The organism is Lysobacter sp. Soil_N_23, assembly GCF_057656135.1.
In genome coordinates, this window is the sequence record NZ_JBDGKY010000018.1 from 18,834 (window position 1) to 32,875 (window position 14,042).

At 66.7% G+C, this 14,042-nt stretch carries 9 protein-coding genes; 5 read left to right on the top strand and 4 right to left on the bottom strand.

Features of this window, described 5'->3' with window-relative positions:
- The first annotated feature begins 55 nt into the window (after positions 1-55).
- The gene (locus AC3A3X_RS13435; RefSeq protein ID WP_487583531.1) at positions 56-1,516 is read left to right on the top strand and encodes a DUF1254 domain-containing protein; all 1,461 of its coding nucleotides are present in this window, start codon (positions 56-58) and stop codon (positions 1,514-1,516) included.
- A gap of 76 nt (positions 1,517-1,592) precedes the next feature.
- Here AC3A3X_RS13435 and AC3A3X_RS13440 read toward each other — a convergent pair whose 3' ends face one another.
- From AC3A3X_RS13440 to AC3A3X_RS13455, 4 genes are all read right to left on the bottom strand, one after another.
- The gene (locus AC3A3X_RS13440; RefSeq protein ID WP_487583532.1) at positions 1,593-1,955 is read right to left on the bottom strand and encodes a cupin domain-containing protein; all 363 of its coding nucleotides are present in this window, start codon (positions 1,953-1,955) and stop codon (positions 1,593-1,595) included.
- 294 nt (positions 1,956-2,249) lie between these two features.
- Positions 2,250-3,578 (bottom strand): peptidase MATCAP family protein, encoded by a 1,329-nt coding sequence (locus AC3A3X_RS13445; protein ID WP_487583533.1) that lies wholly within the window; start codon positions 3,576-3,578, stop codon positions 2,250-2,252.
- 331 nt (positions 3,579-3,909) lie between these two features.
- Complete coding sequence (locus tag AC3A3X_RS13450; RefSeq protein ID WP_487583534.1) at positions 3,910-4,944, bottom strand: LacI family DNA-binding transcriptional regulator; 1,035 nt, start codon at positions 4,942-4,944, stop codon at positions 3,910-3,912.
- Between the two features lie 198 nt (positions 4,945-5,142).
- Complete coding sequence (locus AC3A3X_RS13455; protein ID WP_487583535.1) at positions 5,143-6,447, bottom strand: sugar MFS transporter; 1,305 nt, start codon at positions 6,445-6,447, stop codon at positions 5,143-5,145.
- Between the two features lie 374 nt (positions 6,448-6,821).
- Here AC3A3X_RS13455 and AC3A3X_RS13460 point away from each other — a divergent pair, with 374 nt between their 5' ends.
- From AC3A3X_RS13460 to AC3A3X_RS13475, 4 genes are all read left to right on the top strand, one after another.
- On the top strand, positions 6,822-7,832 hold the full coding sequence (locus AC3A3X_RS13460) for a glucokinase (RefSeq protein ID WP_487583536.1): 1,011 nt from the start codon (positions 6,822-6,824) through the stop codon (positions 7,830-7,832).
- A 157-nt stretch (positions 7,833-7,989) separates the two neighbouring features.
- Positions 7,990-10,740, top strand: coding sequence for a TonB-dependent receptor (locus AC3A3X_RS13465; protein ID WP_487583595.1), 2,751 nt, complete (start codon positions 7,990-7,992; stop codon positions 10,738-10,740).
- Positions 10,741-10,883: 143 nt separating this feature from the next.
- The gene (locus tag AC3A3X_RS13470) at positions 10,884-13,262 is read left to right on the top strand and encodes a family 20 glycosylhydrolase (RefSeq protein WP_487583537.1); all 2,379 of its coding nucleotides are present in this window, start codon (positions 10,884-10,886) and stop codon (positions 13,260-13,262) included.
- A gap of 163 nt (positions 13,263-13,425) precedes the next feature.
- On the top strand, positions 13,426-14,034 hold the full coding sequence (locus tag AC3A3X_RS13475; RefSeq protein ID WP_487583538.1) for a tetratricopeptide repeat protein: 609 nt from the start codon (positions 13,426-13,428) through the stop codon (positions 14,032-14,034).
- The last annotated feature ends 8 nt before the right edge of the window (positions 14,035-14,042 follow it).

Consider the following 14,042-nt stretch of genomic DNA (forward strand, 5'->3'; position numbering starts at 1 on the left):
GGCGCACACAGCGCCCGTCCTAGCATCGCCCCACATCCATGCGTGGGGCCGTGCCATGAAACATTCCTTGTCGGGCATCCATCTGCCCGCACTGCTCGCCGCAGTCGCCCTGTCGCTGGCACTCCCCGCCTGCAAACCCGAAACACCACCCGCAGCAACCACCACGGACCAGCCGCCAGCCGCGGGCCAGGACAACCAGGTGGCCGAAGCCCGCGCCCTCGCCAAGGATGCCTACACCTGGGGCTTCCCGATCGTGGAAAGCTACAAGTCGATGTACGCGCAGGCGATCGACAGCAACGGTCCCGACTTCCACGCGCCGTTCAACCAGATCGGAAGCGCCGCCAGCGTCGCAACCCCCAAGGACACGGCGATCATCACGCCGAACTCGGACACGCCGTACTCGTTCCTGTGGCTGGACCTGCGCGCCGAACCGGTGGTGATCACGATCCCGGCGCTGGGCGAGAAACGCTATTTCTCGGTCCAGCTGATCGACATGTACACCTACAACTTCGCCTACATCAACAAGGCGCTGACGCACGGCAAGGCCGGCAAGTACCTGGTCGCCGGTCCCGACTGGAAGGGTGAGATACCCAAGGGCATCGACAAGGTCTTCCAGGCCGAGACGCAGTTCGCCTACGGCCTTTTCCGCACGCAGCTGTTCGCGCCCGACGACCTGGCCAACGTCAAGAAGTTGCAGGCCCAGTACAAGGCCCAGCCGCTCAGCCAGTTCCTCGGCACGCCGGCACCGGCGCCGGCGGCGAAGATCGACTTCCCGGCGTATGACGCCACGAAGGCCAACAACCTGGGCTTCTTCGGCTACCTCAGTTTCCTGCTGCAGTTCATGCCGGCCAACCCGGCTGACGCCGAACTGCGCAAGCGGTTCGAAACAATCGGCATCGGCCCGGACAAACCGTTCGACGAAGCGTCATTGTCGCCGCAGACGCGACAGGCCCTCCTCGACGGCATCGCCGATGCCGACAAGGACCTGCAGGAATTCACCGCCACGAAGATCAATACCGCGCAGGTGTTCAGCGCCGACCTGTTCGGCACCCGCGACTTCCTCAAGGGCAATAGCCTCTACCGCTTCGCCGGCGCCAAGCTCGGCATCTATGGCAACTCCGGCTCGGAAGCCGATTACCTGAGCTACTTCGTCGATGCCAAGGGTACGCCGCTCGATGCCTCCAGGCACGACTACACGCTGCATTTCGGCAAGGATGGCCTGCCGCCGACCAATGCGTTCTGGTCGATCACCATGTACGACGGCAAGAGCAAGCTGCTGGTGGACAACCCGATCAACCGCTACCTGATCAACTCGCCGATGCTGCCCAGGCTCAAGCGTGATGCCGATGGCGGCCTGACGCTGTACCTGCAGCACGCCTCGCCCGGCAAGGACAAGGAGGCCAACTGGCTGCCGGCGCCGAACGGCCCCTTCTACGCGATCCTGCGCAACTACAGCCCGGCACCGTCGGTGATCGACCACAGCTGGCAGAAACCGCCGTTGGAATCGACGCGCTGAGTGCTACCGGCGGATCAAAAGCACGGAAGGGAGCCATGGGCTCCCTTCCTGCTTTCCGAAGCCGTTGCAGCAAACGCTATTTGAGCTCGATCACCACCGTCTTGACCGCGGTCTTGCCGGAGTTGGTGGTGTCGTGCGTGACCGGGCCGCTCCAGGCCGCTTCGCCGGGCTTGCGGGTCATGGTCTTGGTTTCGCCATTGCTGACCTGCGTCGCCGTGCCGCCGGTGACGAAATAGACGACGTGGTCGCCGTGCGAATGCACACCGGTGCTGGCGCCGGGTGGCATGTTCAGTTCCAGCACGCGCACCTTCTCGTTGTCGAGCAGGACCTTGACGTTCTTGCTTGCTGTCGTGGCAAGGTCCTGCGCGAAGGCGGCCGAAAACACCGACGCGCACGCGAAGGCGACCAGATACAGGGCCGGTACGAAGTTGGATTTCATGTTGGAGTCTCCGTGGCTCGCCGCGAGCGCGAAGGTCCGATGTCAGGGCATGCCTGCACGCATGGACGTAACCGGAGTGGTCACCCGCAGTTTGGAAATCCCGACCTGAAGCGCCCTTCCGCCTCGGGGCCGGGTAGCCGGGCGGACCTCTATGTGGCCGGCACCCTCCATCGGTGCCGTTTCCGTTGGCGTACCTCCGCATCGGGGGAGTTGCAGAGCCAGCCGGCCCAGACGTAAACGCCGGGCAGGTCGCGCTCAGGCCAACGTGGCCAGGCCAATGTCCCCGGCCGCAGGCTAATCGCCGATGCCGGACGACTCGACGGTTTCGGCTTCGGCGTCGACGAAGCGCTGCAGCGTCAGGTTCTCCAGGCGCAGGCGCTGCACCACCGTCGAGAAGGCCATTACCGACAGCACCCGCTGCGGGTCGCGTGCCCACGGTGGCACGTAGCGCGGCGGCACGATCAGGCCGTTATTGCGGTAAGGCTCCAGCACCACCGTGTCGGCGACCGTCACCCGTCCGCAGAACAGCAGCGGCAGCAGTTCACCGCGACCCTCGTGCAGGGCCTTGCAGATGAAGGCGTAGATCCGCAGCACGCCTTCCAGGTAGGCACCGTCCTTGGTGAAGCAGATCAGGCCGCGGACGTTGCCGCCGCGGAAGATGCGCGCCGCGCTGCGGTAACTCTCGACCTCGCTCTGCCCGGCATCCAGGAAGCCGCGGAAGACCTCGATGAAATCGGCGCCCTTGAGTGCCTGTTCGACCATGACCACGCGCAGCGCGACCCGGCGCAGGCGGGCGATGTCGATCGCGCCGGTGATGATCTCCGAGAACGTCGCCAGCCCTTCCTGGGCACGGGTGGTTCGCGGCGCGCCGCATCCCAGCGACGTCAGGTAGGGCTGGTGCTTGCCGTTGAGGGCGGTAAGCGTGTGGATGAACGCTTCGTGCTGGATCAACTGCTCCAGGTCGCGCTCGGAGAACATCGCCGTGGCCCGCAGCGTCACCCGCTTGCTGCCGGCGGTGGCCTTGGATGCCAGGTTCGGGTCCAGCACGACCTCGACCTTGTCGTGGCTGAAGAACGGATCGATGCGCTCGCGCAGGCGGCGGGCGAACTCGGGCGCCTCGATGTCCACAGGTATTTCCGGCAGCAGGCGGTCGTTGATCAGCTCGTCGGTGACGCGCAGCAACTCCCTGGCGACGTCGGCGTTGGTCGATTCCTGGCTTGGATAGAGATGGTCGGGCCGGCCGTAGAGCAGCGCCGAGCAGCGGGTGTATTCGGGCGTGCCGATGGCGCCGAGCATCTGCGCGGCGACGCGATAGCTCCACGCCGACTTGTACAGCCACATGCCGAGCGGGTGGCCACGGTCGATGCGGCCGAGCAGGTCGTCGAAGCCTTCGATCTCCGCTTCCATCGCGTGCGGCTGCGTGGGCGGTTCCGGCAATTCGGGGCGACCGGCGCGCCAGCCAGCGAGGAAGCGATCCTCCAGCTCCATCGGCCAGTCGATGGCCTTGAGCACGCGGATGCCGCGGCCGAGTTTGACCAGGGTGCGGTCTTGTTCGAACAGCGGAACCAGCGCCGGATCCTTCAAGGCATCGGGCGCCGGCGGGGCAGTGGGAAGGGCCGACATGCGAAGCTCCCCTCGGGCGAGGAATCGTGGCCGCAGCAGCCTGCGCGATGGCGCGATAAAGGCAGGTGATGGCCGACGCTGTTACTGCCCGTCATCCCCCGCAAGAAACCCGTCATCCCCGCGAAGGCGGGGACCCAGCGACGTTGCTCTTGCCTCTGGCATCGCGCGCGAGCAAGGGCAAATGGATCCCGGCGTTCGCCGGGATGACGGTGATGTGGCTGATGTGTTGCGGGCCTGGATCCCGGCGTCCGCCGGGATGACCGCGGCCGACGCCGATGACGGACCAACGGGATGACTTGGCCGTGCTGGGCCGCGTGTCCGCCGGGCTGTCTCAGCCCTTCGGTCGCGGCGGCGCGGTCGAACCGCGCACCACCAGCTCGGGGCTGAAGCCCTCGTTGGGCAGCGGCCGGCTCGGGGCGTGCTCGCGGATTTCCTGCAGCAGGCGGTGCGCGGCGTGGCGGGCGATCTCCTGCGTGGCCTGCTTGGCCGTGGTCAGCGCCGGCCAGCTCTGCTTGGAGAACGGGCTGTCCTCGAAACCGGCGATCGACAGGTCGTACGGCACGTTCATGCCGCTGGACTTGGCCGCGGCCAGCACGCCGGCGGCGATCTCGTCGTTGCTGCCGAAGATCGCCGTCGGCCGGTCGGCCAGCGCAAACAGGCGGCGGGCGCCGCGGAAGCCGTCGTCGAAAGAGTAATCGCCCTCGACCACCAGCTCCGGATCGAGGGTGAAGCCGTACTCGTGCAGCGCGTCTTCGTAGCCCTTGTAGCGTTCCCAGGACGAGCCGTGCGACTTGCCGCCCCAGAGGAAACCGATGCGGCTGTGTCCGAGCTGGATCAGGTGTTCGGTGATCTCGTAGGCCGCATCCTTGTCGTCGACGTAGATGCAGGCGCTGCCGTCCTGCGGGTCGGCGGCCGCCGAGACGATGCGGACCAGGCGCACGCCGTGGGCGACCAGCTCGGTCACCAGCTCGTTGCGCTCCGACATCGGCGGCGCCAGCACCAGCCCGGCCAGGCGCGAATGCCGGACCAGGTCGATCAGCTCGCTGGCGAGGTTGGGCGAGGACGAGTCGCAGGGATGGATCTGCAGGCCGTAGCCGGTTTCGCGGCAGACCGACAGCACGCCGTTCTGCACCGCGATGACGTAATAGGGATTGGGATTGTCGTAGACCAGTCCGAGCGCATAGTTCTGCGCGCTGCGCAGGCTCCGCGCCGACGGGTCGGGCTGGTAGCCCAGGTCGTCGATGGCCCGCTGCACACGGGCACGGGTGCTCGCCTGCACGCTGGGTTCGTCGTTGATGACGCGCGAGACGGTCTTGAGCGACACCTCGGCGCGCTCTGCAACGTCTTTTATCGTGGGTCTGCGCACCGAAGCCTCGCGTGGTTCCGGCGGAATTGTCGCCGGTGGAACCGCCGCGTCGTGTGACGCGGCGTAAAGACGACTAGCCTAACCACCAGCGCCAGTGATGGGAATCGCGCTGGCGCAGATTGCCTTGAAGGGGTTCGCGTTGCCGCGAACCCATGCGGTGGCGTCCGGGCTGGTCGCACGTGATCGCACGTACCTGCATCAGCCGTGCTGCGATGCTGCCGCGCCGTTGACCACTGCCGGGGCATGGCCAACGCTGTGACCGCGCAGCGCGAAGTACAGGATGTACAGGTAGCACGGCACCACCAGCAGCAGGAACACCAGCTGGAAGTCGTAGTGCTGCTTGAAGTGCACGAACAGCTGCGGGATCACCGCGCCGCCGGCGATGCCCATGATCAGCAGCGCCGAGCCCTTCTCGGTCAGTCGGCCCAGGCCCTGGATCGCCAGCGGGAAGATCGCCGGCCACATCATCGCGTTGGCGAAGCCCAGCGCGGCGACGAAACCCACCGACACATAGCCGCTGGTGAGGAACGCGCCCAGCGCCAGCAGCACGCCCAGCACCGCGGAGATGCTCAGGTAGCGCTCCTGCGAGATGAAGCGCGGGATCAGGATCAGGCCGACCACATAGCCCAGCAGCATCGCGCCCAGGGTGAAGCCGGTGAAGAACTTGGTTTCGTCCAGCGGCAGGCCGAAGGCCTGGCCGTAGGTGCCGATGGCGTCGCCGGCCATCACTTCCACGCCGACGTAGACGAAGATGCACAGCGCGCCCAGCCACACGTGCGGGAACTGGAACAGGCTCTTTTTCTCGCCGGCATCGCCCTCCGAGTTGACCTCTTCGGCTCGCACTTCCGGCAGCGGCGAGAACAGGATCGCCACCGCCAGCAGGGCGAGCAGGCCTGCCATCGCCATGTAAGGCGCGTGGATGCGCGCGGCGAATTCGTTGAGCACCGTTTCCTTGGTCGCCGCGTCAGCGCCGGCAACCGCACTGGCGACATCACCCATGCCGTGCATGACCAGCGTGCCGATCACGAACGGTGCGGCCCAGCCGGCGAGCTTGTTGCAGATGCCCATCACCGCGATGCGCTGCGCCGCGCCCTCGATCGGCCCGAGGATGCTGATGTACGGGTTGACCGCGGTCTGCAGGACCGCCAGGCCGGCACCGATGATGAAGATGCCACCGACCGCGCCGACGTAGACACGTGCCGTCGTGTACTGGCCGAACACCGCCGCGCCCACCGCCATCAGGAACAGGCCCAGCGCCATGCCCTTCTTCATGCCGGTCTTCTTGAGGATCAGCGACGACGGCAACGCCAGGCAGAAGTACGAGATGTAGAACGCGCTCGGGATCAGGAACGCCAATGTCTCGCTGACATCGAAGGCCAATCGGGCAAACGAGATCAGCGGGCCGTTGAGCCAGGTGACGAAGCCGAAGATGAAGAACAGCGCGCCGATGATCGCGATCGAGCCGTAATGGCTGCGCGAGCCGGTGGCAGTGGTGGTGGACATGCTCAAGGTTCCCCTCCCAAGGAATGCGGTCAATGTCGCACGATGACTCATGCGACATCCGTCGGCCAACGTTGTCACAACTCGTGGCGCCACGCTAGAGGGCCTTTCCCACAAGGCTTTCAGCCTCCGCCCGATGGCCGCAACATGCTGCGATGCAGCAAGAATCGACCTGGCCGGGGCCCCAATTCCGGTCTTTCTGACAATTTCGTAACTTTCTGTTGACAACGTTGTCAGCGACAAGCCAAATTCGGCCCGTGCCGGTGGGGAACCGGCGCCAGCGGAGGGAACATGCAGTGGGATTCGAAGGAAACGCCAAGCCAGTCATGCCCTCTCGTGAGCGCGCAGCCCATGCGCGCCGTCCGCGGGTGAGCGCCGTGCCTACGCTCGTGCATCCCGATACCCGCTTCATCGCTGCCGACGTTGGCGGCACCCACACCCGCGTCGGCCTGGTCCGCGGCGGCGGCGCCGACGAATCGCACGTGGTGGTCCTGGCGCACCGCAAGTACGTCTGCGCCGATTACCCGAGCCTGGCCGCGATCCTGGCCGACTTCATCGCCGGCAACAGCGCCTGCGCCGGCATCGACCGGGTCGCCATCGCCAGCGCCGGTGTCGTCCTCGACGACGCGGTGATCAATTCCAACTTGCCCTGGCGCATTTCGCTGTCGCAGCTGCGCAGCGAGCTGCACCTGAGCGAGCTGCAGTACATCAACGACTTCCAGGCTGCCGCGCATGCCGCGCAGTGCATGGATCCGGGCGACTCACTGCTGCTCACACCGGGCGTCAGCGAGGCCGCAGCCGGTCCGGTGCTGGTGGTAGGCCCTGGCACCGGCCTGGGCGCGGCGATCCGCATCCCGCACCGCGGTGGCACCGTGGTGCTGCCGACCGAGGCCGGCCACACCGCTTTCGCTCCGGGCAACGCCCGCGAAGCGGCGATGCTCGACTGGGCGCGCCAGCGCGGCCAGACGCATGTGCCGACCGAGCGCTTCGTTTCCGGTCCCGGCCTGGTGCACCTGTACGAGGCGATCTGCGCCATCGACGGCATCGAGCCGAGCCTGCGCGCACCGGCCGCGATCACCGAGGCCGCGCGCCAGGGCGACGTCCCCGCACGCGAGGCCGTGATGACCTTCTGTGCCCTGCTGGGCAGCGTGATCGGCGACCTGATCACCGTCAGCAGCGCCAAGGCGGTGTTCATCGCCGGCGGCATCCTGCCGCGGCTGAAGGACTTCCTGCCGCAAAGCCAGTTCCATGCGCGCCTGCTCGACAAGGGCGTGATGCATGCCGCGCTCGAGCGCGTGCCGGTGCGGCTGATCGACAACGAGCGCCTGGGCGTCATCGGCGCGGCCAGCTGGTACCTCGAGCACTCGTCGCAGCAGGCAGACGAATGATGCAGGCACGAAACAGCAGTTTCAGAACAACGGATCCGTGTCGCGGCACACGCCGGGCGCGGACCAGAAAACTGGCTCCGTAACGCCGACGCAAGAATCGGCATCGCGGAGTCGCACACAGCCCGTGGGAGGGAGAGCAATGAAACTTCGCAAGTCAATGCTATCGGTGAGTATCGTCGCGGCGCTCGGCTTTGCCGGCACCGCAATGGCGCAGGACACGGCCGCACCGGCCGCCGCCTCGTCGCAGGAAGCCAAGGACCTCGACACGGTCGTCGTCAAGGGTATCCGCGGCGCGATCGAGCAGTCGCTCCAGACCAAGCGCGATGATGTCACCCGCGTCGAGGTCATCACGTCCGAAGACATCGGCAAGATGCCCGACAAGAACGTCGCCGACTCGCTGGCGCGCATTCCCGGCGTCAACATCAGCGCGGCCAGTGCCAACGAAGGCGCCTTCGACGAGAACGACCGCGTCTCCATGCGCGGCACCAGCCCGAGCCTGACCCAGACCCTGGTCGACGGCCACAACATTGCCTCCGGTGACTGGTTCGTGCTCAACCAGACCGGCACCGTCGGCCGCAGCGTCAGCTATTCGCTGCTGCCGGCCGAACTGGTCGACAAGGTCGTCGTGCGCAAGTCCTCCGAAGCCAAGCTGGTCGAGGGTGGCGCGGTCGGCAGCGTCGACATCCAGACCCGCAACCCGCTCAACTTCGAGGAAGGCTTCAGCATCTTCGGTTCGGTCGGCGCCGTGTACGCCGACCAGCCCAGCAAGACCGACCCGCAGATCTCGGTCCTGGGCAACTGGAAGAACAGCGACGGCACCTTCGGCCTGACCGTGCAGGCGTTCAGTGAAGAGCGCCACCTGCGCCGCGACGGCCAGGAGCTGCTGGGCTATGAGCAGATCGGCGCCGGTACCGCCGCGGGCATCGCCCATCCGGACCTGGTCGGCGTGTACTTCCCGGTGCTGATCGGCTCGGCCCTGTTCGAGCAGGAGCGCAAGCGCACCGGCGGCATGTTCTCGGCGCAGTGGAAGCCCAGCGACAGCGTCGAGCTGGAGGCCAACTACTTCCGCTCCGACATGGAGGCCGACAACTACAACCGCAACTACATGGTTTGGGGCCGCCGCATCATCAACGGCTCCGGCGGCGCCGACATCGGCCAGGTGCCGCTGCCGGGCTACATCGTGCGCAACAACACCCTGGTGGGCGCACAGTTCGCCGCGACCCCGGGCGAGGATCATGCCTTCGGCATCTACGACATGATCAATCGTCCGAACTCGGAGTCCTCTGCCGAGTTCTTCAGCGTCGATGGCAAGTGGGACGTCAGCGACAAGCTGACCTTCAAGGCCCAGGCCGGTACCTCCGAAGGCCACGGCAAGACCCCGACCCAGGACGTGATGGAGTTCGACACCGGCCTCAATACCGGCGCCGGCTGGAACATCCACGGCGTCGGCGCGGCCGACTGGAACCTGGGCACCGCCAACACCGCGGTCCCTGGCGTGGCCAATGTCGACTACCGCCTCGACTGGGTCTTCGGCGACAACGACATCGACGTGGAAGACAGCGAAGACTGGGGCCAGATCGACGGCACCTACTTCGTCGATGGCAGCGCCATCTCCTCGGTCGACTTCGGTATCCGCAGCGCCCGTCACGAGCGCGACCTGCCGCAGGTCACCGGCCAGGGCCCGGGCCCGGGTGCATTCGATCCGGCCAACTGGCCGCAGAGCTTCCGCGACTACCCCAGCGATTTCGCTGACGGTTTCGGCGGCACCTTCCCGCGCGACATCTGGTACTTCTCGGCGGACGATCTGCACCAGTTCGGCAGCAACTTCAGCAACCGCGACCCGATCAGCCGATTCCGTTACAACGCAGCATACGGCCTGAAGGAGCGCAGCGACGCCGCCTACGGTCAGCTGAACTTCCGCGGCGAGCGCTGGACCGGCAACTTCGGTGTCCGCTACGTGCGCACCGAGGAAGAGGTCAAGAACTATGTCCAGGCGACCGCGGAGGATCCGGAGGCCATCACCACCTCGGCGTTCGGTCCATACAAGCCGATCATCACCAAGAACGAGTACAACGACTGGCTGCCGAGCGCGAACTTCAAGTACGACGTCAATGACGACACCGTGCTGCGCCTGGCCCTGTCGCGGACGCTGACCCGCGCCGACTTCTCGGCACTGGCCGGCTCGGTGAGCCTGAGCCCGCCGGCGAACGTCGGCGGCGTGGGTACCGGCACGGGCGGCAACCCGAACCTCGAGCCGATCCTGTCGACCAACTTCGACGCGACCTGGGAGTGGTATTACGGCGAGCGCTCGCTGGTGTCGGCCGGCGTGTTCTACATGGACATCGACAACTACGTGTCGCTGGGCAACGTCCGCCAGACCTTCTTCACCATCGACAACCTGAACCCGCAGGGTGCCGACGTGCCGTATGACCTTGCGGTACCGGTCAACACCAGCGCGAAGGTGAAGGGCGTCGAGCTGGCGTGGGAGCAGCCGTTGAACGACAACTTCGGCATGTTTGCCAACTACACGTACGCCGATGGCGAAGCCGACAACCCTGACGACGGCAACCCGGCCACGGTCGAGACCGACGCGATGCTGGGCACCTCGGAGAACACCTTCAACATCGGTGCCTACTTCGAGAACGAAGTGTTCAACGCCCGCGTCAACTACACCTGGCGCGACGAGTTCTTCAGCGGCCTGGATCGTGCGTCGGCCTTCTGGCAGGACTCCATCGGCACCCTGTCGGCGTCGGTGGGCTGGAAGTTCAACGACAACCTGGCCTTGTCGCTCGATGCGATGAACCTCAACAACCCGAAGATCAAGTACTTCGCCGAGAACAAGGATCGTCCGCGTTCGATCTACGAGAACGGCCGCCAGTACTACCTGAACCTTCGCTTCAACTACTGATGCCTCAACTGCCGATCGGGGCGTAGCCCCGGGCAACACGGCAGTCATTGATGTAAAAACAGCGGGCCCGGTCATGCCGGGCCCGCTTGTTGTCGGCGGCGGCCCCGACATCGGCGCCGCCTCTTGGAGGAAAGAGAGGACCGATGAAACTGCAATCGATACTGACCGCAATGGCGGGCGCGACCGTGGCGATCGGACTGGCCGGCTGCCAGCGCGAGGACGCGGCGACCCGAACCGACACCATAACCAGCACTTCCGCGCCGTCCGTGGCTGCCGCTACCGCCGCGGCGATCACGCCTGTCATCCCGCGTCCGGCCAAGGTCGAGGTCACGCAGGGTCAGTTCAAGTTGGGGTCCGACGCGCGTATCGCCGTCATCGGCGACAACGCCGAAGCCCTGCGCATCGCCCAGGATTTCGCCGCGCGCGTGCACAAGTCGCGCGGCTTCGCCCCTACCGTCGGCAACGACGCCGGCGCCGCCATCACCTTCGCAATCGATGCCAAGTCGGCACTGCCAAGCGACGAGGCCTACACGCTCGACATCACCGCCCAGGGCGTCAAACTCACTGCCCGTGCGCCGGCCGGCCTGTTCTATGGCGCGGTCACGCTGTGGCAGCTGGCCACCGCCGATGGCGCGCAGGGCAGCGCCGCGATCAGCGCCCAGCGCATCGAGGACGCACCGCGCTTCCAATGGCGCGGCATGATGCTCGACGTCGCCCGTCATTTCCGCAGCACCGACGAGGTCAAGGCGCTGCTCGACCAGCTGGCGCTGCACAAGATCAACACCTTCCACTGGCATCTCACCGACGACCAGGGCTGGCGCCTCGAGATCAAGCAGTACCCGAAGCTGACGCAGGTCGGCGGCTGCCGCATCCCGGCCGGGGCTGCCGGACGCGATGCCAAGGGTGAGCCCAAGCCGTACTGCGGCTACTACACCCAGGACCAGATCCGCGACGTCGTGAAGTACGCCGCCGAGCGCTACATCACCATCGTTCCGGAGATCGACCTGCCAGGCCATGCGCAGGCCGCCATCGCCGCGTATCCCGAGCTCGGCGTGACCGGCAAGGCGCCGCCGGTGTCGCCCGACTGGGGCGTGCACACCTGGCTGTTCAACGTCGACGACGGCACCTTCACCTTCCTGGAGAACGTGCTCGGCGAAGTGATCACGTTGTTCCCCGGCAAATACATCCACCTGGGCGGCGACGAAGCAGCCAAGGACCAGTGGCAGCAGTCCGCGGCCGTGCAGGCCAAGCTGCGCGAACTCAAGCTCAAGGACGAGATGCAGCTGCAGAGCTGGTTCATGGGTCGCCTGGGCCGCTACATCGAGACCCAGGATCGCCGCCTGATCGGCTGGGACGAGATCCTCGAAGGCGGTCCGCCGGCCGATGCCACGGTGATGTCGTGGCGCGGCACCGACGGCGCGATCGAAGCGGCGCGCGCGGGCCACGACGTGGTGCTGGCACCGTCGCCGGACCTCTACCTCGACCATATCCAGAGCGACGCCGCAGACGAAAATCCCGGCCGCCTGGACGTGTTCACGCTGAAGGACTACTACGCCTACGACATCGTGCCGGCGCAGCTCAATCCGGAGCAGGCAAAGCACGTGCTCGGCGCGCAGGCCAACCTGTGGACCGAGCACCAGCGGACCAACGAGCGCATGCAGCGTGCGGCGTTCCCGCGCGTGGCGGCATTGGCCGAGAACGTGTGGACGCCGACCAGCCGCCACGACTGGCAGGACTTCCTGCAGCGCATGGTGCCGGACATGGCGCGCTATCGCGCCAGCGGCTTCCAGGCGTCCGACAGCGCCTTCGCCGTGCGTTTCGCCGCGGCCCCGGCGGCCCACGCCACCGAGGGCGAGGGCAAGGGCACGTTGACGCTGTCCAGCCAGAGCCAATTCGGTGAGATCCGCTACACCACCGACGGCAGCGAACCGACGGCGGCGTCGCCGGTGTACAGCCAGCCGCTGACCCTGGCCCTGCCGACGACCGTCACCGCCAACGCCTTTGTCGATGGCATCGCCCTGGCCGCTCCACGCAAGTTCGCCGTCGACCTGCGCAGCCTGCGCGCACGCGGGAGCCATGCCCTGCAATCGTGCAAGAAGGGCCTGACCCTGCGCATGGAAGACGACGCGCCGGCCGCCGGCGAGGGCAGCGAGCGCGCCCTCGTGCTGGCCGACGTGTTCGACCCGTGCTGGATCTACGACGACGCCAGCCTCGACGGCATCACCCATATGGAAGTGAGGGTTGGCCAGCTGCCGCACAACTTCCAGCTGTGGCGCGATGCCAGGCAGGTGGTCACGCGTCCGGCCAGGATCCCCGGCGGCGCGCTGGAAGTGCGGCTGGACGGTTGCGAAGGCGAGCCGGTGGCGACGTTGCCGCTGGCCACGGCGCGCAAGTCCGACGGCCTGACCACGTTGCAGGCGACCCTGCCGGCCACCACCGGCAAGCACGACCTGTGCTTCATCTTCGCCTCGGGCGAGTACAACCCGATGTGGGTCGTGGACGAGGTCGCGCTGCTGCCCTGAGTCCTGCAGCCCCTCCCACAGCTTTGCCAGTGCTGCCCGCCGGCTTGCCGGGGGGCGGCCAATCGTCGGAATGGCACACGCCGAGCGTGACGCACCGCGCCATTTGCGGGTTAGGATTGGCTCGTTACAGGGGACCCCACACATGCTTGCTCGAAGCCTACTCATGACGGCCTTGTTGGCCGCCACCGGCGCCGTGTCGGCGCAAACCTTGCCCAAGCCGGCCGAGTTCTACTTCGCCGCCGATGCCAATACCGTCAAACCGGTGGTGGCGGTACGCGACACCGGCGACGTGGCAATGGAAAAACTCGCCAAGACCGTCGAGCGCAATCCGCGCGCCAAGGCCGAGGTCGCACAGCTTGCGCATCTGGCGATGGATGCCGGGCGCGCCGATCTCGGACGTCAGCTCTATACGCGCGCGCTGCGTGTGATCGATCGCAACGACGGCATGTGGCGGTCGGTGGTCTGGAACTATGGCTGGGACCTGTATCGCGCCGGCGACAGCGAAGGCGCGTTCGCGCAGTGGCGCACGTTGCTGGAAGCGCGCAGCGTGACCGCCTCGTGGATTCCGCCGACGTTCGCCATCGCGCTGTGGTCGCTGGACCGCAAGGACGAAGCCGTGCAGTGGTATGCCGCCGCGGTGCGCACCGAACCGCAGCAGTGGAACTCGGCGAGCCAGTTCGTGCGCCTGTTGCCGGAGTGGCGCGACGACGAGCGCGCGACGCTGGCCGAAGTGCAGGCGGCCTGGGCCGCCAATCCGCCGACCTGGCCCTGATGGGGTGG